The organism is Streptomyces sp. ATCC 21386 (genome assembly GCF_018728545.1).
Taxonomy (GTDB): domain Bacteria; phylum Actinomycetota; class Actinomycetes; order Streptomycetales; family Streptomycetaceae; genus Streptomyces.
Genome location: NZ_JAAVVL010000001.1, coordinates 7,530,325 through 7,553,028 on the forward strand (window position 1 = coordinate 7,530,325; position 22,704 = coordinate 7,553,028).

The following is a 22,704-nucleotide window of genomic DNA, read 5'->3' on the forward strand; positions in this document are numbered from 1 at the left end:
CGGTTCAAGTTAGGCCGGAGAGGGACTTCAGGGGGACGGCGCCCTTGGCCGGCCAGACCTGCTGGATCTTGCCGTTCTCCCACTGCCCGATGAAGGACGGTGTGGTGCTCTTGTTGTCCTTGAACTTCACGGGGCCCAGAGCGGACGACATGTCGGTGGTGGCGAGGGCTTTGTTGATGGCGGCGGGGGTGGCGTCGCCGGACCGGGAGATGGCGCTCATCAGGAGTTCGGCCTCGTGGTAGCCGAGCGCGACCGAGCCCAGATCGTTGAGGGCGGGGTACTTCGCGGCGAACTTGTCGACGATCATCCGGGTGTCCGGCAGTCCCGCGGAGTCCGTCCAGTTCAGCTGGACGAGGGTGCCGTCGCCCAGCGAGCCCAGGGAACTCCAGCCAGGGGTCTGGGCGCACTGCAGGCCGATGGCGAGCTTCGGCTTGTACGCCAGCGCCTTCATCTGCTTCCACATGGCGAAGCAGTCCGGTGGTGTCATATTCACGATAAGTATCTGGGCACCGGTGGACTTGCCGGACTGGATGACGTCGGAGAAATCCGTGGTACCGCCCGGCACCGCCTTGCTGGAGGCGACGGTGAAACCGGCCTTCTTGCCCAGCCCGCCCCACAGCTGCCCGGTGGCCTTGCCCTGGGCGTCATTGGTGTTGACCATGAGGATCTTCTTATTGGTGGACGCTGTGGCGGCGAGTTCGTAGAACTTGTCGGCGCCGTCAGCCAGGGACTGGAAGGAGTTCCAGGCATAGCCCTTGCCCTCGGGCAGCAGTTCCACCGGGAGGGCGCCCATGATCAGGGGGGTCTTCAGCGCGTCGGCCTGACCCTGCATGTCGATGTTCTGCTGACAGCAGGAGCCCAGCAGGGCGACGGCGCGGTCGCTGAGCACCAGGGAGCGGACCTGCTGCACCATCGTGTTGGTGTCGCTCCGGTTGTCCAGTACGACCAGCTTGATCTTGCGCTTGACCCCGCCCACCTCGACTCCGCCGGCCGCGTTCACCTTGTCGACGGCGAGCTGGTAGCCGTCCTTGATCGAAGTCAGCACCGTGGCGCCGGACAGGGAGATGCTGGTGCCGATCACGATGGAGCCGCTGCTGCTCGCGCTGCTCGCGCTCGATGTGTCGTTGCCGGCGCAGCCGGCGACGAGCAACGCGGCGCAGGCGGTGGCGCAGGCCAGGCGCAGGGACGGTCTGACTGTTCTCATGAGGGTTCTCCAGTGGTGCGTGCGGGCGAGCCGGAGTGCGAAGCTCCGGTGGAGACAGAGGCATCCGTGGTGTCGGTGCCGAAGTAGGCGGCGTCCAGGTCCGCGTCGTCCAGCAGGCCGGCCGATCCGCCCCGGTAGGAGACGCGTCCCCGAGAGAGGACGACCGCGTGGTCACAGATGCCCAGGGCACGCTTGACGTTCTGCTCGACGAGCAGGATCGCCACGCCCTGGGCGTTGATCTCGGCGAGTGCCCGGTACAACGCGTCGACGGCGACCGGGGCCAGGCCCAGCGAGATCTCGTCACAGATCAGCACGGACGGATCCGCCATGAGGGCGCGTCCCACGGCGAGCATCTGCTGCTGCCCGCCGGACATCGTGCCCGCGCGCTGCCCCGCGCGTTCGGCGAGCACGGGGAACACGGTATGCACCCGCTCCATCCGGCCTTGCACCTCGCCCCCGGCCAGCGAGAGCGGGGCGCCGAGTCGCAGGTTCTCGGCGACGGTCAGATCGCCGAAGACGCGGCGGCCCTCCTGGCAGTACGCGATGCCCAGGCGGGCCCGCTCGTGCACCGGCAGGCGGGTGATGTCCCGGCCGAACGCCGTGATGCGGCCGGTACGGGTGGCGACGGTGCCCATGAGGGTGCCGCAGAGCGTGGACTTCCCCGCGCCGTTCGCCCCGAGCACGGTGACGATCTGTCCGCGCCCCAGGCGCAGTGAGAAGTCCCGTAGGGCCACCATGTCGCCGTATCCGGAGGTGACTCCGTCCAGGACCAGCACGTCGTCGGTGCCACGCTGAGAGACAGTGACCGCGGCGTCCTGCTCTACACTCCACGCGTCCTGACTATCGACTTGAGAACGGGCGGTAGGGCTGCCGCCCGGTGCAGAGCTGTCGCCGAGGTAGACCGCGCGCACCTGCTCGTCGACAGCAATCTGCGCCGGAGTGCCGTGCGCTATCGGACGCCCCCAGTTGAGCACCAGAACGCGGTCGACGATCTCGCGGACGACCCGTTCGATGTGCTCTACGAGGATCACGGTGGTGCCTCGCTCATGGACCTGGCGAATCAGGTCGATCGCCTCGTCGAGTTCGCGGCCCACCAGCCCCGCGGCCACCTCGTCGAGCATGAGCACCCGCGGCCGGGTGGCCAGCGCCCGTGCGACCTCCAGTCGTTTCAGATCCAGGACGCGCAGCGAGTCCGCGGAACGGGCGGCTTTGGTGTCCAGACGGCACAGGGCCAGCAGGTCAGCGATTTCCGGCCCGCGCATGGGCGGCCCTGCAGCCATGGCCCCGATCCGCACGTTGTCGCGGACGGACAGGCCGTGGAAGGGCCTGGGGACCTGGTGGGCCAGAGCCACGCCCAGTCTGGCGATGCGGTGCGGCGGCAACCGGTCCAGCCGGTGATCTCCGAGATGGATGCTCCCCGAATCCCGCCGGTGCACCCCGGCGATCAGCTTGAGGAGGGTGCTCTTTCCGGCCCCGTTCGGCCCGATGACCGCCACGGCCTCGGCACGGCGCACGGTGAGGTCGACACCTTCGAGCGCCGTCACACCGCCGAAGTTCTTTCCCAGTCCCCGCACGGTCAGGGCGGTGTCCGAAGTACTCACCTTCGCGACTCCTTCGATGTCGTTGACCGACGTGTGGACGCAAGCTACTGTCCCCCCAATCGAAATACCAGTCCTAAATAACAGGACTTTTACGAGACTTCTAAGAGTTGAGGAGCGGCCGATATGTCCTTCGCAGGGCTGACCGGACGCGTGGCGCTGGTGACCGGCGCCGGCAGCGGGATCGGGGCGGCCACCGCGCGGCGCCTCGCCGACGAGGGCTGCTCGGTCGCCCTCGTCGACCGCGACGAGGACGCCGTGTCCGCCGTCGCCGCACAGTGCGGGCCGCAGGCGCTGGCCATCACGGCCGACGTGTCGCAGGAGCCCGACGCCGCGGTCTACCTCCGGGCCGCCGTCGACCACTTCGGCGGTGTCGATCTGTTCCACCTCAACGCGGGGATCTCCGGCCCCTTCGGATCGTTCGCCGACCTCGACGCGGCGGACTACGACCGGGTCGTCGCGGTCAACCAGCGCGGTGTCTTCCTCGGTCTGCGCGACGCGCTGCGTCACTTCCGTGCCACCGCCCGGCCCGGTGCCGTGGTGGTCACCAGTTCCCTGGCCGGGCTGCGGGCGAGCGCCGCGATCGTGGCGTACACGGCGAGCAAACACGCCGTGATCGGCCTGGCCCGCAGCGCGGCGATCGAGGGAGCCCCGCTCGGGGTACGGGTGAACGTCATCGCACCGGGTCTGATCGAGACACCGATGCAGCAGCCCCTCACGGAAGCACTGGGTGGCGAGCCGGCGCTCACCGCACTGCACAAGCACAGCCCGCTCGGGCGCATGGGCACGCCCGACGAGGTCGCCGCTCTGGTCGCCTTCCTGCTGAGCGACGAGGCGCCGTACATCACCGGCGCCGTCCACGTCATCGACGGCGGCGTCGACGCCAGCGACCCCATGCAGATCCGCCCCTGAACCACTCGGCTCGAAAGGCACCGGCATGAACGTTTTCGACGTACGCGACGTCGTCAAGGAGCCCGACGCTCTCCTCGCGGTCACGGAGAACCCGCGGCACAGGGCGATCCTGCTGAACTTCCGCAGGCACGCGCTGCTGGAGGTCTCCGGGCGCTGGCGGGAGATCCTCCAGCCGGACATGATCGTCGACGAGCCCGTCTACCGCATCAACGAGAACGGCACCTCGCTCCGTCTACGCGGCACGGCCGAGATCGCCGCGTTCTACGCGGGCCTCACCGACGCGCGCGCCAACGTCTTCGGGCCGATCACCGACCACGTGGCCGTAGCGGACTGGGGCCTGGCCATCGAGTCCTTCTTCGGCCACCACCTCCCCGGCCGTGTCCTGGCCGAGCAGGGCGAGGACATCGACGACCCGGACGCCTACTATCAACTCACCCACTACATGGCGTCGTTCTGGCCGTACGACGCGGACTGCCGCCTGATCGGCGAGCACATCTACGAGGACACCGGCAGCCGCCGCATCGAGAAGATGGACACGGCGGACGTCATCACCCCGGAACGGGCACGCGAGCTGCTGGCCCCCTTGTTCGACCGCGCCCCGGTCGGCCCCGACCCGGCCGCACACGGATGACCAGCAGGATCTCGCGGGGTGCCGTGGCCAGAGGATGATGGACTGCGGATGAGCGAGGCGAGCGAGGGGGCCGTCATGACGAGCGCGGGTGAGTGGCTGCTGGGATTGCGGCCGGACGGCGACACGCTCGGCCCGGCACCGGCCTCCTCCCCCGCGACCGTCGCCGAGGCCGAAGTCGATCTGGGCCCCGGTCCCGTGGCCTGGGCGGTGGAGACGGCCTCCGGGGCCGCTGAGAAGTTCGTCCGGCAGTCTCCCGAGATCGCCGACGGACCGGTGGGGCTGCGGACGGCACGCCGGTCGGCGGAGGCGTGCTGCATCGCGATCCTGCGGGGGCTGCTCCACGACACTCCCCCGGGCTTCATCGCCGTCCCGCCCGAGGCGGTCGACGGCAACCGTGATCTCGTGCACCGGGGCGTATCGCTGGACCGGATCCTGCGGGCCGTGTGGACGTCTCACGTGCACACCTACGAACGTCTGCTCGCCGCTCTGCGGCTCCTCGTCGAAGCCGACCGCCGGCCCGACGAGAGCGAGCGCGTCGCACGCCTGTCCTTCGCCTACGTGGAAGAGCTGACCACGGCGTTCACCACGCAGTACGCGGCGGAGCGGGAGCACTGGGCGGGCAGTCGCACGGCGGCCCGCCGCAAGCTCGTGGAGGACCTGCTCGCCGGCCGACCCGCCGACCCCACCGCCGTGGAGAACACCCTGGGCCTCGACCTCGTCCACCACCATATGGCCGCCATCCTGTGGACGGCCGACGGGGAGGAGGCGCAGGTCTCGTCCGCGCCGCTGCACCGGCTCGCCGCCGATCTCGTCGGCGCGTCACAGGCCGTACGCTCCCTCGTCCTGCCTACCGGCACGTCCGAGGTATGGGTATGGCTGAGCTGGCCCGGGCAACCGCCGGGGGATCTCGCCGTCTTGATCCGCGAAGGTACGGCGCCGACAGCACGCTGCGCCGGCGGTGTCTACACGGCGCTGGGGCCACCGGCCAGGGGCAGCCAGGGTTTCCGGGCCAGCCACCTGGCGGCCCGGGAGACCCAGCGGGTGGCACAGGCACTCGGCAACCCGGGCACGTACGCCTACGCCGACATCGCTGTGCTGTCCCTGCTGACCGCCGACGCGGAGCACGCCGAGCGCTATATGCGCGATGTCCTGGGACCGCTGGCCGTCCCCGACCCGAAGGTTGCCGTGATCCGGGAGACGCTGCGTCTGTACCTGGCGCACGGACGGAGCCGCAGCCTGGCCGCCGAGGACCTCTTCGTGGCGCCCACCACCGTCGCCTACCGGGTCAAGCGGGCCGAGGAGCTGATGGGCCGGCCCCTGCCGCAGGACCATCTGCCGTTGCTCCTGGCGCTCGAGATCAGCCGGGTCATCACCCCCTGACCGCAGGCCCCGACTGCTCCGCGACGACAAAGCCGGGGCGCGAATCTGTCGTACGGCGCCGAGGACACGCGCAGGACGACATCCGAAGATGACCGGGCCGGGCACGAAGTGGTGTCCACCGGGCAGCGGAGCGGCCCATGAGCCGAAGAGCCCCGGCGCAGAGGCTGTTCCCCGCCGAGGGGGACTTCATGAAAGGGACTTCATGAGCACCCCGTCCGTCCCCGTGGTCGCGACCACACCGATGTCCGTTGCGCCGCAGGCTCAGCCTGCCGGACCCAGCCAGAACTGGCCGACGGAGAACAAGTGGCTGAACGGCCCCTTCTCCCCGTGGGCGGAGGAGAGCGACGGCTACGACCTGCCCGTGAAGGGCACCATTCCGGAGGATCTCGCGGGCGCGCTGTTCCGCATCTCCTCCAACCCCCGTTTCCAGCCCCGCAACCTGGACCGCTACCACTGGTGGGAGGGCGACGGGATGGTGGCCGGGCTCTACCTGCGGGACGGCAAAGCGGCCTTCCGTACCGGCTGGGTGGCGACGGACTCGATGAAGTTCGAGGTCGAGCAGGGCGAGGCCGTCTACAGCGGCTTCGTCAACGGCGGCACGCCCGGGCGACTGCCCAAGGGCGCCCCGCCCGCGAAGAACGTGGCCAACACCAATGTGGGTATCTTCGACGACCACCTGCTCGTCTACTTCGAGGGCGGTCTGCCGACGGCGATGCACCCGCAGACACTGGAGACGTACGGCGCCTACGACTTCCACGGGGGCATCGACGTCCTGTGCACCGCCCACTACAAGACCGACCCGGCCACCGGCGACCTGCTGTTCTTCGCCGCCACCGGCCCCGTCATCACCTGGTACCGCGCCGATGTCCGGACCGGGCAGGTCATCGACTCCCACACCATCGACATCGGTATCCCGGCACTCATGCACGACTTCGTCGTGAGCGAGAACTACGCGATCTTCTTCGTCGCGCCCAACCTGTTCCGTCTCGACCTGATCGCTCAGGGCCGCCCCGGCGTGGTCTGGGACGAGTCGGTGCTGCCGCACGGCACCCAGATCGTGCTCATGGACCGTCGTACCCACGAGGTGAAGTGGTACGAGGCCGGCGGCATGTTCGCGCCCACCCACTTCTACAACGCCTACGAGACCGGTGACGAGGTCGTCATCGACATGCACCGGATCTCCCGCATCGGCAGCCCCGCCGACGCGCTCACCCCGCTCGGCTCCCACGAGTGGTTCCCCCCGGGCTACTCATGGCAGTGGCGGATCGACACGACGACCGGAAAGGTCAGTGACCGCCGCGTCTCCGGCGTCGCCGGCGAATTCCCGAAGATCAACGACGGTTACGTCGGCCGCCGCCACCGCTACGGCTACTTCGTCACCACCCGCGACCTGGCGCCGGAGACCATGACCGACGGCCTGGCCGTACACGACTACCTCAAGGACTCCACGACCGTCGTCGAGGGACCGCACCCGCTCACCAGCCCCAGCGAGCCGGTGTTCGTCCCCCGTGACAACCCGGCCAGTGAGAACGACGGCTATCTGCTGACCCTGTGGTGGAACCCCGAGACGGGTCTGAGCGAGTTGCTGATCCACGACGCGTCCGACCTCGTCGCAGAGCCGCTGGCCCAGGTCCGGCTGCCCGTGCGGGTGCCGTTCGGCTTCCACGGCAGCTGGGCCGACCAGGCCGTCCTCGACAAGAGCGTGTCCGCCCTCAGCGACAGGCACTGAGCCCACCCCCCTTGAGCCGCCCACCGACCCCGGAGACCACCTTGAGCACGACAGTTGAGACCTCGTCAGCCCCCGACCGCCTGCCATGGGACGGCAGGATCTTCGACGGCACCTGGATCCAGGGCCACGGCGGGACCCTCGAAGTGACGGCACCGGCCACCGGCGGGCTGCTCGCCACGGTCGGCGCCGCCTCACCCGCCGACGTCGACCGAGCCGTCGAACGCGCGGCGAAGGCCCAGCGGGACTGGGCCCGGTTGCCCTACGACCAGCGGGCGGAGGTGTTCCGCAGGGCGGCGTTCGCCCTGGAGAGCGACCCCGACCGTCTGGTGCGCTGGATCGTTCCCGAGGCCGGGTCGGGAGCGGGCAAGGCCGCCTTCGAGACAGGTCTGGTGGTCTCCGAGCTCTTCCAGGCCGCCGCCCTCGCCGCGGAGCCCTACGGCGAGCTGCTCCGCAGTACACGGCCACGGATGTCACTCGCCCGCCGGGTCCCCCTCGGGGTGGTCGGGGTCATATCGCCCTTCAACTTTCCCGCCATCCTCTCCATCCGCTCGGTGGCGCCCGCGCTCGCCCTGGGCAACGCCGTCATCCTCAAGCCCGACCCGCGCACCCCGGTCTCGGGCGGACTGGCTCTCGCCCAACTCCTGGCCGAGGCAGGGCTACCCGAAGGGCTCCTGCACGTGCTGCCGGGCGGCGCGGATGTCGGTGAGACGCTGGTGACCCATCCCGGCGTGCCCTGCATCTCCTTCACCGGCTCGACGGCCGCAGGCCGCGCGATCGGTGCCGCCGCCGGGCCCCTGCTGAAGAAGGTGCACCTGGAACTCGGCGGGAACAACGCCCTCCTCGTACTCCCCGACGCCGACCTCGACGCGGCCGCGTCGGCCGGAGCCTGGGGATCCTTCCTGCACCAGGGACAGATCTGCATGACCACGGGGCGTCACCTGGTGCACACCTCCGTCGCCGAGCAGTACGTGGCCAAGCTCGCGGAGAAGGCCAGGGCCATCACCGTCGGCGACCCGACCGATCCTCAGAACATGCTCGGCCCGATCATCGACGAGCGCCAGCGTGACAGGGTCCACGACATCGTCACCCGCAGCGTGTCCCAGGGTGCGCGTCTGGCTGCGGGCGGAAGCTACGACGGGCTGTTCTACCGGCCCACCGTCCTGGCCGACGTTCCTCACGACGCCCCCGCGTACACCGACGAGGTCTTCGGCCCGGTCGCCCCCGTCTCCGTCTACGAAACCGTCGAGGAGGCCATCGAGCTGATCAACCGCTCCGAGTACGGCCTGTCGGTCGCCATCCTCACCGAGGACGTGTTCGGCGCGTTGGAACTCGCCGAACGCATCGAGTCCGGCGCCGTCCACATCAACGACCAGACCGTGGACGACGAGGCCGTGGCACCCTTCGGCGGCGCCAAGGCGTCCGCGGCCGGCGGTCGCTTCGGAGGCGGAGCCAACCTCGACACCTTCACCGAGGTGCAGTGGGTGACCGCGCAGGCGAAGATCGAGCGGTACCCGTTCTGAGCAGAGCCGGTCGGGGCCACCGTCAAGAACGGCGACTTGGGCCATGACGCTTCTGCGGCCTCTGCGGCCCGGCCAGGAGTACTGGCCGGACCGCAGACTCTGCCCTGCTGGGCGACACGCTCTTGTTCGCCAGCGGTGCCGGACTCAACGGCCCTGGAGTCGACGGGCCGTCATGCGCCGACCGTGCGGGTGACCCAGCCAGCGCAAAGCCGCGCGGTCACTCGGTCAGCGACTTGATCGGCCGGCGATGCAGACCACCGGACTGCCGTCCTCGTCGGCCCTCACGGCGAGCACGCGCAGCACGATGATGTCGTGGTCGCCCGCCGGACACGTGTGCTCGATCGGGCACTCCAGCCCCAGACCGGAGGACCTTCTCCTCGGCACGCTCCCGCTACGCTCGGACGGCGTGCCTGGCGCTCAGCCCTGGCCCGCACCGCCGCGCTTCGCACTGATCGCCTGCGAGAGCGGCGGCGATCTGCGCTTCGCCGAGTCCATCGGTCTGGCGACAGCGATGATCCACAACGGCGCCCGACCGGTCACCGACACCCACTGGGCGCTCCCCACCAGCTTCGCCTCCCCCTGGCCGATCTGCCGGAGTCCCTACGGCCCCTCACGGAGGCCGTGGTCGCCATGGACGCGGCCCACGAGGACCACGACCCCGATCCGCCATCTCGGTGCCTGGCAGCGACAGCAGCTGCTCAGCACGTAAAACCCAGGGCATACAACGGAGGTGTCCAGCTCAGCAGGGCCTTTGAGAAGTGCCGAGGTGGGCGGTTCGCCTGCTGAGAGCCGGATGTGACGGCTTGTCGGCTTCTGCCGGAGGCACCCCTGAACGCAGAACAGGCATGGCCGCTGGTGATCATGTGGGTGTCGAGTCCGTATGAGCACCGAGCGAGTCCATGCCTGCACTGCGTCCGCCCCCGCCCGAACCGGTACGTCCCCTCGAAGGGCGGGCCAGCACGGCACTCCGGACGAAACGCGATCACGCAACGGCCCCTGCCAGGAAGAGGCGCCGTAGATGCCTGCGAGGAAGCTGCCGGCATGAGCCAGGCACCGGCATCCGCGGGTCAATGGGAGTGCCTTGACACAGCATCGGCCCACGGATGCCCGCCTTGTCAGCCGGTGTTGACGGCTGCGTCGAGTTCGGCGGCGTCCGACCAGCTGCCGTGAAATCCCATGGGAACCCGGTGGTTGAGCTTGATGCGGGCGATGGGTGCGGCCGTGAAGTCCTGGGCCTCCTGGACGATGACCTCGCTGCGGTCGGTGGCCGGGTCCCACCAGATCGACAGCAGCCAGCCGTCGTCCTCGGCCGTGGCGCCGGGACGGGGCACGAACTCGGGTTCACCGGGTGAGGTCAGCACACCGTCGAGCGTCTGGATCGACGTCTTGCCCGTGAGGTGGTCGTGCTTGGCCAGACCGTCGGTGAACCAGTCGCCGGCTCCGCGTGTCGTCGCGTAGTAGCCGTACCGGTGGGACAGGCCGGTCAGTTGATCGTTGATCCGGGGGAATTCCCCCAGTACGTCGGTGAGCTGGCTGTCCTTCGTCTTCCCTGTGGCGAGGTCGAGTTCCCAGCGCCAGGGGGTGGCGACCATGCGCTTGAACCACCAGTTCCAGTCCCCGCCCGGCGGCGGTGACTCCAGATCCTTTTGGGTGGGGCCGAATTGGTCGACGCGGTGCCCGTCGATGACGATCTTCGTGCCGTCCTGGTAGGCGTTGAGGAAGTGGGTCTGGGCGAAGGCATCAGAGGCCTCCACCCAGGTGACCTCACCAGTCCTGCGATGCAGGACAGCCCAGCGGCAGGTGTCCAGCGTCTCCGGCTCCCAGGTCGTCGCTGGCCGACCCGTGAGCATGCTCTCGAAGCGGACCATTGCCGGGCTGACCAGGAAGATCGCGTAGTCGGGGGTGACGACGTAGTCATGGGTGAAGGTGGGGACCCCCAGGTCGACCGAGTGACGGTCGACGATGTTCCCGTGGCGATCGGCTCGATACCACGTGACCGCGCCGTCCATGTTGTCGTGGGTGAGCAAGTCTCCGTTCGCCGGGTCGATCTTGAAGTGGGGACCTATGGGACCGGTGATTCCCCCGCCGAAGTCGTAGCACTGGCTGACGGTCTCCAAGGTGTCCGGCCGCAGGTCGTGCGGCGGGCCTACGGAGAAGACCAGCAGGCGTTTGTCGAAGAGGGTCACGTGCGTGTTGGCGGGGTTCTTCGGGAAAGCGCCGGGCGGAAGGGGGGTAGCACTGCCGTTCATGAAACCGCCGTAGATCGACCGGCCCAGTTCCATCTCCTCCTTCAGGCCCGCGGTCTCCACGTAGCGGTTGCGGTAGGTCGCGCGGCCGTCGCGCAGGAAGAGGGCGCTGACCATGCCGTCACCGTCGAACCAGTGGTACCGGCTCGGGTCCTCCGGGCGGTAGAACTGGCTGGTGTTCATCCGGTACAGCGCACCGTTCAGCTCGTCCGGCAGACGGCCCTCGATCTCCAGATCGAAGGCTTCGCCCTGCTCGCGCCAGGGTGCGTAGGGCCCGTTGAGAAACATGTTGTCGGAGTCCCACATGGAGGCCCCTCCTCGTGAAATGTGTCCTGTATATCGAGACATAGAGCCTGTTAATTGGGATTTTGAGCGAAGCGCAGGTTCCGAACTCAAGGTGAAGTGACGTCAAGTCCGCAGCTGTAAGGCGAATCGTGCACGACTATTGCCGCGCGTCCACTTCGAGCCTACCGTCCCTCATGGCAGGACTACAGTCCTAACTTGGAGATGCTATGACTGATACCCCTGTCCGTTCTGCTTCCGCACCTCCCGCCGGGGCCCTGTCGCCGCCCAATCCGTTCGCCGGCCTGCGGGATGTCGTGTCCGTCGAGGACAAACTGACGCAGGAGTACCACGACGCCGTCGTCGAAAAGGTCTTCCGGCCGTCGTGGCTCCTCGTCGGGAACGCCAACGACTTGCCCAAGCAGGGCAGTTACTTCGTCCTGGACGTGCCCACCTTCAACATCTCCGTACTGGTCCAGCCAGGGGCCGTTGCGTGATCGCGTTTCGTCCGGAGTGCCGTGCTGGCCCGTCATTGGAGGGGACATCCCGGTTCGGGCGGGGGCGGACGCAGTGCAGGCACGGTCTCAGTGATCATGTGAGTGTCGAAGTCCCATGAACACCTGGCGAGTCCGTGCCTGCTCCTGCATCTTCTCCCATGCCCACCGCGCTGGCCCAACTGGGCCGGACTGCCGCACCGGTCCCGCTGGCAGACGCGGTCGCACTGTCCGGCTTCCTGGATCTGGTGCCCGATCCGAGAGGCGTCCGTGGCCACCGCTACCGGTTGTCGGCTCTGGTCGCCGCGGCCGCGGCGAGTGTCCTGGCCGGTGCCCGCTCGCTCACCGCGATCACGGAATGGATCAGCGACGTCCCTGCGTGGGCCTGCCGGGTTCTCGGCTTCCCCATCGACCCGTTCTCCGGCGCCGTGTCCGTCCCGCACCCCCACACCCTGCGCCGTCTGCTCGTCCAACTCGACGGTGACGCCCTGGACCGGGCAATCGGCGACTTCCTCACCGCCCGCGCCACCCCGGCCGGCCCCGGACCGCGGGCGATCGCTGTTGACGGCAAGGCCCTGCGCGGCTCGCGTACCCACGTCACCGGGCACGTCACCCTGCTCGCCGCTATGGACCACACCGGTCACGTCCTGGCCCAGGCGGCAGGTCGCCGACAAGAGCAACGAGATACCCGCCTTCCGGCCCCTGCTGGACGGCGTCGACCTGACCGGCACGGTCATCACCGCCGACGCGCTGCACACCCAGCACGCTCACGGCACCTACCTCCGCGAGCGCGGTGCCCACTACATCGCCCAGGTCAAGGCCAACCATCCCGGTCTGTTCGACCGCATCTGCCGCCTGCCCTGGCGCGAGATCACGCTCGACCACTACGACCGCACCCGGGCCCACCACCGCCTGGAGATCCGGCGGCTGAAGACCGCCGCCTTCGCCCACCTCGACTACCCCGACGCACGCCAGGCCCTGCAAGTCGTGCGCTGGAGGAAGGACTTCACCACCGGCAAGCTCACCATCGAGCGCGTCTACCTGATCACCAGCCTGCCGCCCGACGCGGCTACCGGCGCCCAGCTCGCCGACTGGATCAGAGGGCACTGGAAGATCGAAAACCTTCTGCACCACGTCCGCGACCGCACGTTCCGCGAAGACGACTCCAAGATCCATGCCGGCAATCTCCCGCGCATCATGGCCGGCCTGCGCAACCTCGCCATCGGCGTCCACCGCCAGGACGGCCACGCCAACATCGCCGCCGCCCTCCGCCACACCGCTCGCGACTGGCGAAGGCCCCTGTCAGCCCCCGGCATCACCGGATGAACCCGGACAGACCGCATTCATGCAAAGACCCTGCCCAGCTCAGAGCCTTGTGCAACACGCTTTAGAAGACACCTCGTACATGTACTTCCGAATCTATCCGCCACCTGAATGTCCACTGCAGACCGGCGTTGGACCACCTTTAACACCCGGAATGCCCGGATCTGCCGCATAGGCGGTGGGACAGGGACGACAATACGCGGGCCCGAATTCGACCCGGGAGTTTGTTCAGCCAGGAAACATGGCCTCTGACCTGCGAAAATAAGGAGCGGCAGACGAGTCGGGCTATACGCCGGGTTCTGTCGCCCGGTCGCCTCGCGGCGGCCGGGGAGACGGCCATCCATCTAGGGCCGGCGTTGCCGCCGGCCTCGTGCGGTCTACCCGCGGACTCGGGCGGGCAGCCCTCGAACGTCCGCGCAGAGCGCTTTTCAGGGCGCTCCTCTTGACCTTGCTCCGGGTGGGGTTTACCTAGCTGCCCAGGTCACCCTGGGCACTGGTGGTCTCTTACACCACCGTTTCACCCTTACCGAGGCCCGTACGGATACGGTCCCGGCGGTTTGTTTTCTGTGGCACTGTCCCGCGGGTCACCCCGGGTGGCCGTTAGCCACCACCCTGCCCTGTGGAGCCCGGACGTTCCTCGGGAAGCTCCCCGTCAGGGGGACTCCACGCGGCCGTCCGCCCGGCTCGTCTGCCGTGTGGACCATGCTACCCGGCGGGAGCGAGGGGTCGGTCCCGCCGATGCCGTCGCCAGGAACGAGCCCGCCAGGATCAGGGCGAAGGAGGCCATGATCGCTGGGGTCAGTTGCTCGTCCAGGAAGACCGCTCCCGCCGCCACCGCCACCGCCGGGTTGACGTACGTGAAGACCGTCGCCCTCGTCGGGCCCACCTCTCGGATCAGTTCCAGGAAGGCCACGAAGGCCAACGCCGTGCAGATCACTCCCAGGGCCGCGAGGGAGATCAGGGCCGAGGTGGAGGGGAGTACCGACGGGCGGGTGACGGCCGCTGCGGGGGCGTAGACGACTGCCGCGAGGAGCAGGACCGGGGCTATCAACTGGAGTGTGGGGACCTGCTTCAGGTGGCGGGCCATGATCAAGGGGGCCGTCGCGTAGCCGATCACCGTGATCAGGACCTCGGTGAGGGAGAGGACGTTTCCGCCGGTCAGGTGGGGGATCGTAAGGACGCCTACGCCTCCCAGGCCCAGGGCCAGGCCCGTCATGCGGCGGGCTCCCAGGCGTTCCGCGTCGCCGAAGAAGCGGGCCAGGAGCACGCTCACGATCGGGACTCCCGCGATCAGGAGGCCGGCCGTGGAGCTGGAGAGGTGGCGTTCGGCGTCGGTCAGGGTCCACCACGGGCCGATGACCTCGATCACGGCGAACGCGAGCATCGGGCGCCAGTGCTGTCGGACCACGCGGGTCAGGTTCCCCTGGCGGATCGCGAAGGGGAGCAGGAGAGCCGCGCCCAGGGCACAGCGTACGAAGACGACCATGGACGGGGAGACCTCGTCCACAGCCACTTTGATCATCAGGTAGGGGATGCCCCAGAGGACTCCCATCAGGGAGAAGAGGAACCAGCCGCGAGCAGTCATGGGGGAAGTTTCGGGCAGGTCAGCGGTGTCGGTCTTGAACGCTGTTGCGGTACGCCGCGGGGGTCACTCCCAGCACCTTCCTGAACCAGCGCGTCATGTGCGCCTGGTCCGCGAAGCCCACCTGGACCGCTGCTTCCGCCGGGCGGGCGCCCGCCTCCAGCAGGCCCCGGGCCCGCGCCACCCGGTGCTGGGCCAGCCATGCGTACGGGGGCATGCCCATCGTCGTACGGAAGGCGCGGAGGAGTTGGTAGCGGGAGAGGCCCAGGTCGGTGGCGAGGTCGGCGAGGGAGGGGGGAGCCACCAGCTCATCGGCGAGGCGGTCGCGTACGGCGAGGGCGATCGTGTCGGCGCCGGGGAGCCTGTCCGAGGTGAGGCGGGACGTCGAGTGGCGGCGGGCCAGGGCCGTGAGCAGCCAGGGGAGGCGGGACTCGGATTCCAGTGGGTCGGGGCAGGTGCTCAGCTCGGTGTGGGCCGTGCTCAGGGCGGCGGCGAGCTCGGGGTCGTGGAGGAGGGGGTCGCGAAAGTGCGGGGTGCCGCCGAGGATGCCGTCGGTGAGCAGGGCGGGGACCGGGTAGAGGGCGCGGTAGGCGTAGGTGCCGAAGGCCGACTCGCCGGTGTGGACCTCGCCCGGGGCCAGGACGACGATCGTGCCCTCCCCCACCGTCAGGGCACCGCCCCGGTAGTCGATGCACGAGGCGCCCCGGACACAGATGCCGATACTGAATTCCTCGTGGGTGTGCGGGGCGTAGCGGTGGCGGTCGAAGCGGGCGGTCAGGAGGTCCAGGGGGCGGTCGGGACGGCCGAGGGTGGTGCGGGTCCAGAGGGTCTCGCCGTGTGTGCTCACCTCTGCCCCCGCTCCGCTCCGCCTCGCCCCGCCGGTCCTTCAGGCTACGCCCGGCGGGGCAGGAGGAGGGGGGCAGGAGTCAGAGGAAGTCAGCGGACGTCAGAGGAAGTCCGAGGTCTCCAGGTCGAAGGCGAACGGTTCGGGGAGGGTGAGCGGCTTACCGAAGGCGCGTGTGCAGTGTTCGCGGTAGTCGTCCTTCTCCGGGCTGCTGAAGAGCGTGACCTGGGAAGCGTCACGATCAGCCAGCAGGTAGAGAGGGATACGACTGCGGGCATAGCAGCGGCGCTTGGCCTCCCTGTCTGCTGCCGGCTTGGTGGACGTCACCTCCACCACCAGGGCGACACCGTCGCAGGGCATCCAGGATCCGGCACTCCCGAAGAGATCGAGTTCGATGGGCGCGAAAGTGGCATCCGGGACCACGTGGTTCTTGGGGCAGGCCTCCCCGCTCCTGAGGATCAGCCCCTTGTTCCCGGAGAAGTCCATGTCGGTGCGAGACAGCTTGATCACCTGCCTCACGATCCGGCTGATGTACTTCTCGTGTTCTCCGTCCGGCGGCGGTGTCACGACGATCTCCCCCTCGATCAGCTCCGCCCGGAATCCCTCCGGGGTGTCCAGGGCGAGAAAGCCCTCCAGCAGGACGTCTTCCTGCGAGAGCGGCTCGTGGGCCATGGCACTCATGTCACGCCCCTCCTTCTTCGGTCGCTCGCCAGACTGGGACATCGGCTGATCACCTGGCCCTGAGATCGGGAACCGTTCCCTCGATCGTGGCACATGATCCCGGTCACTGTCCGTCGCCGGGCCCGACGCTTGACCCTGCCGCAGCGTCAACGTTTCTACTGGTCGTATGCGGATCGGAGAACTCGCCGCGGCCGTCGGGGTCACCCCGCGTGCCGTGCGGCACTACCACCATCTCGGGCTGCTGCCGGAGCCGGATCGGCGGGCCAACGGGTATCGGGACTACACCTTGCGGCACGCGGTCGTGCTCGCGCGGATCCGGCGGCTGACGGAGCTGGGACTCGGGCTGGCCGAGGTGCGGGACGTGCTCGTGGACGACGCCGGGCGTGAACTCGTCGAGGTGCTCGCCGAGTTGGACGAGGATCTGGCGCGGCAGGAGGAGGAGATCCGGGAGCGGCGGGGGCGGTTGCGCGTGCTGATGGAGGACGCGCGTGCCGGGCGGTTACCGACCGAGGGGCCCGTTTCACCTGAACTCGCCTCTCTCTTCGGGAAGTTCGGGCCCACGCCACACTCTCCGATGGCCGCCAAGGACCGGGAGGTGTTCGCCCTCCTGGAGACGACCGCCACGCCCGAGGCTCGCGCGGAGCTGCTCGCCTCGCTGGAGAGCATGATGTCGGCCCCGGGCGCGGTGGAGCGGGTGCACGAGGCGTATGCGCTGCTCGACGCGCTCGCCGACGCCGAGCCCGACGACCCCCGGGTCGCGGAGGCCGCGCGCGTACTGGCCGGCCTCGTCCCGCCGGAGATGGTCCCGCAGGACACCGGTATCGACCTCGACGACGGCAGGGACAGTGGGGACAGCGGCGGCAACGGGACCGCCACCGGCAGCTTTCTGCGTGCCTTCTACGCCGACTTCGCACCGGCCCAGGCGGAGGCCATCCGCCGCACGCTCCGGATACTGAGGGAGGACCGCCCATGAGGACGATCGAGAGTACGTACAGTGTCGCGCGCTCTCTCGTGCGTCATGAACTTCTGCTCCTGGCCAGCCTGTTGCGCTGGGTGGCTCGCCGGCCGCACGGGGTCGGCGAGGAGGGCGCGCGGGGTTTCGGGTACGCGCGGGGGCAGGGGGCCATGATGTTCGGGTTCGGCTTCGTGTGTGTCGTCGAGACCGTGACCATGTCCGTCCTGCTGCGGGACTTTCCGCTCGTGCACTCCGCCTTCCTCGTCCTCGACCTCTATACGATCCTCATCGTCGCCGGGCTGCACGCCGCCTCCGTGACGCGCCCGCACGTCCTCACCGGCACGACCCTGCGGCTGCGGCGCTTCGCCACCGTGGATCTGTGTGTCCCGCTGAGCGCCATCGCCTCCGTCCGCCGCGAATTGCGTACGACGCACGAGAAGCGGGACGGCGAGCTCAACATGGAGGTCGGGTCGCAGACCACCGTCACCGTCGAACTGGTCGACCCCGCCGCCTACTTGACGTTCTTCGGACGTCGCAGGGAAGTGCGTCTGGTGCGCTTCCACGCCGACGATTCCGATCACCTCGTAAGCCGGATCATGGATGTGCGGATCGCGCCGGACCCCTGGCCTTCTTGAGCCCCGCTCCCCACCCCGTACGCTGTCGCGGAGCCCCGAGAACGTTGCGGAGCCCCGAGAACAAGGAGTACCCGTGCTCGTCCTGCTGCCCCCGTCCGAAGGCAAGGCACCCTCCTCGGGTGGCGCTCCCCTGAAGCTGGAGGGGCTTTCGCTGCCCGCGCTCACCGGGGCGCGGGAGGCGGTCGTCGGTGAGCTGGTGGAGCTGTGCTCCGGCGACGAGGACAAGGCGCGTGAGGTGCTCGGGCTGAGCGAGGGGCTGCGCGGCGAGGTCGCCAAGAACGCGGAGCTGCTGACGGCGGGGACGCGGCCGGCGGGGCAGGTCTACACGGGTGTGCTGTACGACGCCCTCGGGCTCGCCACCCTGGAGACCGCCGCGAAGCAGCGGGCGGCGCGTTCGCTCCTGGTCTTCTCGGGGCTGTGGGGTGCGGTCCGGGTGACGGACCGGATCCCCTCCTACCGGTGCTCGATGGGCGTGAAGCTGCCCGGCCTCGGAGCGCTCGGTACGCACTGGCGTACGCCGATGGCGACAGCGCTGCCCGAGGCCGCCGGTGACGGGCTCGTCCTCGATCTGCGGTCCTCGGCGTACACGGCCGCGTGGAAGCCGAAGGGCGAGGTGGCCGGGCGGACCGCCACCGTGCGGGTGCTGCACGCGCCGACGCGGAAGGTGGTCAGCCACTTCAACAAGGCGACCAAGGGCCGCATCGTACGGAGCCTGCTGTCCGCCGGGATCGCCCCCGCGAGCCCGGCGGAGCTGGTGGAGGCGCTGCGGGGCCTCGGGTACGTGGTGGAGGTGGAGCCGCCGGCCGGGGCCGGGAAGGCGTCGACGTTGGATGTGCTGGTGGACGAGGTCCACTGAGGCGCCCGCCAACCTGCTGCATTGCAGCATGCGCAACGGTCGTTGTGCATGCTGTTTCCCCCGGGCAGGATGACGGCATGTCCACATCGCCGCCGCCGTCGTCGTCACGGGCGTCTGCCTCCTCGCGCGTCTCCGTTCTCGACCTGGCGCCCGTCCTGCCCGTGGTCGTCGTCGACGACCCCGCCGACGCGGTGCCGCTCGCGCGGGCGCTGGTCGCCGGCGGGTTGCCCGCGATCGAGGTGACCCTGCGGACGCGGGGCGCGCTGGATGCCGTACGGGCCATCTCGGCGGAGGTTCCGGGTGCGGTGGTGGGGGTCGGCACCGTCATCACTCCCACACAGGTGAGTGAGTCCGTCGCGGCGGGCGCACGTTTTCTGGTCAGCCCGGGGTGGACGGACATGCTGCTGCGGGCGATGCGGGAGTCGGGGGTGCCGTTCCTGCCGGGGGTGTCGACCGCGTCGGAGGTCGTGGGGCTCCTGGAACGCGGGGTGCGGGAGATGAAGTTCTTCCCGGCCGACGCGGCCGGCGGTACCGCGTATCTGAAGTCGCTCGCCGGGCCGCTGCCGCAAGCGCGCTTCTGTCCGACCGGTGGGGTCGGGCCGGTCAATGCTCCGGAGTACCTCGCGCTCCCCAACGTCGGCTGCGTGGGCGGCACTTGGATGCTTCCGGCCGACGCCGTGGCCGCCCGGGACTGGGCGCGGATCGAGGGGCTGGCGCGGGAGGCGGCGGGACTCCGGAACCACCCGCCCGCCGCGAATACCTCAGCGCAGATGTGACGTGTCGTTGAGCAGGCGGAGGGTGGCGTTGCCGTCGGCGTAGTACGCCAGGGCCGACAGGGACGCCGCCGACAGCTCCATGCGGAACAGGGACTCCGGGGGTGCGCCGAGGGCCAGGCGTACGAGGGTCTTGATCGGGGTGACGTGCGTGACGAGCAGGACCGTGCGGCCCCGGTGCGTCGCGATCAGCGCGTCGCGGGTGGCGGCGACGCGGTGGGCGACGGCCGCGAAGCTCTCGCCGCCGCCGGTGGGTTCGGCGTCCGGGGAGGCCAGCCAGGCGTTCATGTCGTCCGGGTAGCGTTCCCGCACCTCGCCGAAGCTCAGGCCCTCCCACGCGCCGAAGTCCGTCTCCCGCAGCCCGTCCTCCACGGCCACCTTCAGGCCCAGTCGGGCCGCGACGATCCCGGCGGTCTCCCGGCAGCGGGCCAGTGGCGACGACACGACCTCCTGGATCGTCCCGCGAGCGGCGAGGGCCGCGGCGACCCGCTCCGCCTGATACCGGCCGACGTCGGAGAGGGACGGGTCCGAGCCCCCGCTCCCCGAGAACCGCTTCTGGGGGGTGAGGGGCGTCTCACCGTGCCGCAGCAGCACGAAGGTGGCGGGTGTCCCGAGATCGGGGGCGGCGGAGGCGACGTTCCTGGCGGCGCGGAGGTCGGCGGCGGTTTTGGCAGCCGGGTCTGCGGCGGCCTTGGCCGTCAGGTCAGCAACGGCAGCGGCGGTCGTGTCGCCGGCAGCGGTGTGGGCACCTGCCTGACTCGCCCCCGCCAGTGCAGCTCGCACCTTCGCCGCGCCCGCCGCCGCGTCCCCGGGTGGGCCCGACAGCTCAGACGCGGCAGTCGCGGCGGCCCGTGCCGCGCGCGTGTCCAGGTCCGCCGTCGACGTCGCGGCCGACCACTGTTCGCCCCGCTTGCCCGCGTCCATCGCCTCGTTGGCCAGGCGGTCGGCGTGCTTGTTCTGCTCGCGCGGGATCCACTCGTACGTCACACGGCCGGGCGGGAAGACCCGCGCGGCCTCGGCGGCCAGCGGCTTCATGTCGGGGTGCTTGATCTTCCAGCGGCCCGACATCTGCTCGACGACGAGCTTGGAGTCCATCCGGACCCGGACGGCGGCCGCCGGGTCCAGCTCGTACGCGGCCTTCAGGCCTGCGATGAGCCCGCGGTACTCGGCGACGTTGTTCGTGGCCACCCCGATGTACTCGGCGGCCTCCACCAGCGTCTCACCCGTCACCGCGTCGAGGACGACCGAGCCGTAGCCCGCGGGCCCCGGGTTGCCCCGGGAACCGCCGTCCGCCTCGACGATGAACTCCCGCATGCCGAAAGCCCTTTGCCGCTCCTACGCCCTTCCCGCTCCCGCTCCTAGAGGCCCGACTCGGACGTACGGACCAGGATGCGCCCGCAGTTCTCGCAGCGGAGAACCGTGTCGGCGGCGGCCTTGCGGACGTCGTTGAAGTCGGTGATCGACAGCTCCTGGCGGCAGCCCTGGCAGGTGCGCTGGTACAGCTTGGCCGCGCCGATGCCGCCCTGCTGGTCGCGCAGCTTGTCGTAGAGCTTGAGGAGGTCCGCGGGGACCGACGCCGCGATGACCTCGCGCTCCTTCGTCACCGTCGCCACCTCCCCGTCGATCTCCTCGAACGCGGCGTCCCGACGGGCGGTCGCGTCGTCGACCTTCCCCTGCACGGCACCGACCCGCTCGGTCAGCTCGGCGACCCGCTCCTGCACGGACTCCCGGCGCTCCATGACCTCCAGGACGATGTCCTCCAGGTCACCCTGCCGCTTGGCGAGCGAGGCGATCTCGCGCTGGAGGTTCTCCAGGTCCTTCGGGGATGTGATCGCGCCCGAGTCCAGGCGCTGCTGGTCGCGGACGGCGCGCTGGCGCACCTGGTCCACGTCCTGCTCGGCCTTGGTCTGCTCGCGGGCGGTGTCGCTCTCCTCGGTCTGCGCGGCCACGAGCAGGTCGCGCAGCTGGGTGTGGTCCTTCGTCAGCGACTCGATCTCCGCGTGCTCGGGCAGCGACCGGCGCTTGTGCGCGAGCTGCTGGAGGCGTACGTCCAGGGCCTGGACGTCGAGGAGGCGGATCTGGTCGGCGGGCGCGGCGTTCAGTTGGGGGCTCCCAGTGTTTCGGTGGCGGTGGAGGACGCCGCGTGGGCGGTCCAGGGGTCGGTGACCGTCTTGGAGACGTGGACGCGCAGGTCCCATCCCTCCCGGTCGGAGATCTCGTCGAGCTGGGCGGCGGCCAGCTCGCACCAGGGCCACTCGGTGGCCCAGTGCGCGGCGTCGAGCAGCGCGAGAGGCGCCTGTGCGGCTTCCGTGGCACGGGCGACGGCCTCGGAGGCCGGGTGGTGGCGCAGGTCCGCGGTGAGGAAGGCGTCGACACCGGCCGCGCGTACGTCGTCGAACAGGCTGTCGCCGGAGCCGCCGCTGACGGCGACCGTACGGACGAGTGCCTCGGGGTCGCCGGCCACCCGGATGCCCTGCGCGGTGGCGGGCAGCCGCTCGGCGGCCCGTGCGGCCAGTTCCCGCACGGTCAACGGGTGGTCCAGCTCGCAGACCCGGCCGAGACCGCGACGCCCCGCGGGGTCGGCGGGGTCCGGCACGAGAGGGCGTACGACCCTGAGGTCCAGCGCGCCGGCGAGGGCGTCGCTGACGCCCGGGTCGGCGGTGTCGGCGTTGGTGTGGGCGACGTGCAGCGCGATGTCGTGCTTGATGAGGGTGTGCACGACGCGGCCCTTGAAGGTGGAGGCCGCGACCGTCGTCGTCCCGCGCAGATAGAGGGGGTGGTGGGTCACCAGCAGGTCGGCGCCCAGCTTCACCGCTTCCTCGACGATCTCCTGGACCGGGTCGACGGCGAACAGGACGCGGCCGATCTCCTGGTCGGGGTCGCCGCAGACCGTGCCGACCGCGTCCCACCCCTCGGCCCTCTCGGGCGGCCAGAGGGCGTCGAGCGCGGCGATGACTTCAGACAGACGGGGCACGCACAAAGGCTACCTGCACTCCTCCTCTCCCCGACCGGCCGCGGGTCACTTGACCAGTCGCCCCTCGACGAGCACATCCGTCGCC

21 protein-coding genes, 1 other RNA gene and 2 pseudogenes are annotated in these 22,704 nt (G+C 69.8%); 13 read left to right on the forward strand and 11 right to left on the reverse strand.

Annotated elements, in window-relative coordinates; all coding sequences use genetic code 11:
* Positions 1–4: 4 nt before the first annotated feature.
* Positions 5–1,204 (reverse strand): ABC transporter substrate-binding protein, encoded by a 1,200-nt coding sequence (locus GWK25_RS32315; protein WP_215455105.1) that lies wholly within the window; start codon positions 1,202–1,204, stop codon positions 5–7.
* On the reverse strand, positions 1,201–2,805 hold the full coding sequence (locus GWK25_RS32320) for an ATP-binding cassette domain-containing protein (protein ID WP_215455106.1): 1,605 nt from the start codon (positions 2,803–2,805) through the stop codon (positions 1,201–1,203). Before GWK25_RS32320 ends, GWK25_RS32315 begins: the two co-directional genes overlap by 4 nt.
* Positions 2,806–2,928: 123 nt before the next feature.
* Here GWK25_RS32320 and GWK25_RS32325 point away from each other — a divergent pair, with 123 nt between their 5' ends.
* The 5 genes from GWK25_RS32325 (at position 2,929) to GWK25_RS32345 (ending at position 8,974) form a co-directional block, all read left to right on the forward strand.
* Positions 2,929–3,714, forward strand: coding sequence for an SDR family NAD(P)-dependent oxidoreductase (locus GWK25_RS32325; protein ID WP_215455107.1), 786 nt, complete (start codon positions 2,929–2,931; stop codon positions 3,712–3,714).
* Positions 3,715–3,739: 25 nt separating this feature from the next.
* Positions 3,740–4,345, forward strand: a complete 606-nt coding sequence (locus GWK25_RS32330) for a hypothetical protein (protein ID WP_215455108.1) — start codon at positions 3,740–3,742, stop codon at positions 4,343–4,345.
* A 48-nt stretch (positions 4,346–4,393) separates the two neighbouring features.
* A complete protein-coding gene (locus GWK25_RS32335; RefSeq protein ID WP_215455109.1) occupies positions 4,394–5,725 on the forward strand; it encodes a CdaR family transcriptional regulator in 1,332 nt (443 codons plus the stop codon).
* Between the two features lie 202 nt (positions 5,726–5,927).
* Positions 5,928–7,454, forward strand: coding sequence for a carotenoid oxygenase family protein (locus GWK25_RS32340; protein WP_251829133.1), 1,527 nt, complete (start codon positions 5,928–5,930; stop codon positions 7,452–7,454).
* Positions 7,455–7,495: 41 nt separating this feature from the next.
* Positions 7,496–8,974 carry an aldehyde dehydrogenase family protein gene (locus tag GWK25_RS32345; protein WP_251829134.1) on the forward strand — a complete coding sequence of 493 codons (1,479 nt, stop codon included), beginning with the start codon at positions 7,496–7,498 and terminating at the stop codon, positions 8,972–8,974.
* A 225-nt stretch (positions 8,975–9,199) separates the two neighbouring features.
* Here GWK25_RS32345 and GWK25_RS44875 read toward each other — a convergent pair whose 3' ends face one another.
* A complete protein-coding gene (locus GWK25_RS44875; protein ID WP_215455110.1) occupies positions 9,200–9,358 on the reverse strand; it encodes a flavin reductase family protein in 159 nt (52 codons plus the stop codon).
* Positions 9,359–9,380: 22 nt separating this feature from the next.
* Here GWK25_RS44875 and GWK25_RS32355 point away from each other — a divergent pair, with 22 nt between their 5' ends.
* Positions 9,381–9,683 carry a hypothetical protein gene (locus GWK25_RS32355; RefSeq protein WP_251829135.1) on the forward strand — a complete coding sequence of 101 codons (303 nt, stop codon included), beginning with the start codon at positions 9,381–9,383 and terminating at the stop codon, positions 9,681–9,683.
* 406 nt (positions 9,684–10,089) lie between these two features.
* On the opposite strand, the gene GWK25_RS32360 is transcribed toward GWK25_RS32355, so the two are convergent.
* Complete coding sequence (locus tag GWK25_RS32360; protein ID WP_215455111.1) at positions 10,090–11,526, reverse strand: carotenoid oxygenase family protein; 1,437 nt, start codon at positions 11,524–11,526, stop codon at positions 10,090–10,092.
* Positions 11,527–11,732: 206 nt separating this feature from the next.
* Between GWK25_RS32360 and GWK25_RS32365 the strand changes: the two genes are divergently transcribed.
* The 3 genes and pseudogenes from GWK25_RS32365 to GWK25_RS32370 all read left to right on the forward strand — a co-directional run bounded on the left by GWK25_RS32365 (position 11,733) and on the right by GWK25_RS32370 (position 13,322).
* Positions 11,733–11,999 carry a hypothetical protein gene (locus tag GWK25_RS32365; RefSeq protein ID WP_215455112.1) on the forward strand — a complete coding sequence of 89 codons (267 nt, stop codon included), beginning with the start codon at positions 11,733–11,735 and terminating at the stop codon, positions 11,997–11,999.
* A gap of 158 nt (positions 12,000–12,157) precedes the next feature.
* Positions 12,158–12,448 (forward strand): annotated as a pseudogene (locus GWK25_RS43925) (transposase family protein); the annotation flags it as partial.
* 109 nt (positions 12,449–12,557) lie between these two features.
* The gene (locus tag GWK25_RS32370) at positions 12,558–13,322 is read left to right on the forward strand and encodes an ISAs1 family transposase (RefSeq protein WP_251829136.1); all 765 of its coding nucleotides are present in this window, start codon (positions 12,558–12,560) and stop codon (positions 13,320–13,322) included.
* A 269-nt stretch (positions 13,323–13,591) separates the two neighbouring features.
* Here the strand turns inward: GWK25_RS32370 and rnpB are convergent.
* From rnpB to GWK25_RS32390, 4 genes and pseudogenes are all read right to left on the reverse strand, one after another.
* Positions 13,592–14,006, reverse strand: an RNA gene (gene rnpB / locus GWK25_RS32375) — RNase P RNA component class A.
* 118 nt (positions 14,007–14,124) lie between these two features.
* Positions 14,125–14,904 (reverse strand): annotated as a pseudogene (locus GWK25_RS44880) (DMT family transporter); the annotation flags it as partial.
* A 19-nt stretch (positions 14,905–14,923) separates the two neighbouring features.
* Complete coding sequence (locus GWK25_RS32385; RefSeq protein WP_215455113.1) at positions 14,924–15,748, reverse strand: AraC family transcriptional regulator; 825 nt, start codon at positions 15,746–15,748, stop codon at positions 14,924–14,926.
* 99 nt (positions 15,749–15,847) lie between these two features.
* Positions 15,848–16,426: a Uma2 family endonuclease gene (locus GWK25_RS32390; RefSeq protein ID WP_215455114.1), complete on the reverse strand. Its 579-nt coding sequence runs from the start codon at positions 16,424–16,426 to the stop codon at positions 15,848–15,850.
* A 166-nt stretch (positions 16,427–16,592) separates the two neighbouring features.
* Between GWK25_RS32390 and GWK25_RS32395 the strand changes: the two genes are divergently transcribed.
* The 4 genes from GWK25_RS32395 (at position 16,593) to eda (ending at position 19,648) form a co-directional block, all read left to right on the forward strand.
* Positions 16,593–17,399, forward strand: a complete 807-nt coding sequence (locus GWK25_RS32395; protein ID WP_215455115.1) for a MerR family transcriptional regulator — start codon at positions 16,593–16,595, stop codon at positions 17,397–17,399.
* Positions 17,396–18,016 carry a hypothetical protein gene (locus tag GWK25_RS32400; RefSeq protein WP_215455116.1) on the forward strand — a complete coding sequence of 207 codons (621 nt, stop codon included), beginning with the start codon at positions 17,396–17,398 and terminating at the stop codon, positions 18,014–18,016. The genes GWK25_RS32395 and GWK25_RS32400 overlap by 4 nt, the downstream gene beginning before the upstream one ends.
* A 73-nt stretch (positions 18,017–18,089) precedes the next feature.
* Complete coding sequence (yaaA, locus tag GWK25_RS32405; protein WP_215455117.1) at positions 18,090–18,872, forward strand: peroxide stress protein YaaA; 783 nt, start codon at positions 18,090–18,092, stop codon at positions 18,870–18,872.
* A 77-nt stretch (positions 18,873–18,949) separates the two neighbouring features.
* Positions 18,950–19,648, forward strand: coding sequence for a bifunctional 4-hydroxy-2-oxoglutarate aldolase/2-dehydro-3-deoxy-phosphogluconate aldolase (gene eda / locus GWK25_RS32410; RefSeq protein WP_215455118.1), 699 nt, complete (start codon positions 18,950–18,952; stop codon positions 19,646–19,648).
* On the opposite strand, the gene GWK25_RS32415 is transcribed toward eda, so the two are convergent.
* Genes GWK25_RS32415 through GWK25_RS32425 form a run of 3 tightly spaced genes read right to left on the reverse strand, consistent with a single transcriptional unit; the run spans position 19,634 to position 22,619 of the window.
* Positions 19,634–20,959: a bifunctional RNase H/acid phosphatase gene (locus GWK25_RS32415; RefSeq protein ID WP_215455119.1), complete on the reverse strand. Its 1,326-nt coding sequence runs from the start codon at positions 20,957–20,959 to the stop codon at positions 19,634–19,636. The two genes, eda and GWK25_RS32415, sit on opposite strands and share 15 nt — an antisense overlap.
* A gap of 44 nt (positions 20,960–21,003) precedes the next feature.
* The gene (locus GWK25_RS32420) at positions 21,004–21,747 is read right to left on the reverse strand and encodes a zinc ribbon domain-containing protein (protein ID WP_215457759.1); all 744 of its coding nucleotides are present in this window, start codon (positions 21,745–21,747) and stop codon (positions 21,004–21,006) included.
* Positions 21,744–22,619, reverse strand: a complete 876-nt coding sequence (locus GWK25_RS32425; protein WP_215455120.1) for a Nif3-like dinuclear metal center hexameric protein — start codon at positions 22,617–22,619, stop codon at positions 21,744–21,746. The genes GWK25_RS32420 and GWK25_RS32425 overlap by 4 nt, the downstream gene beginning before the upstream one ends.
* Between the last annotated feature and the right edge of the window lie 85 nt (positions 22,620–22,704).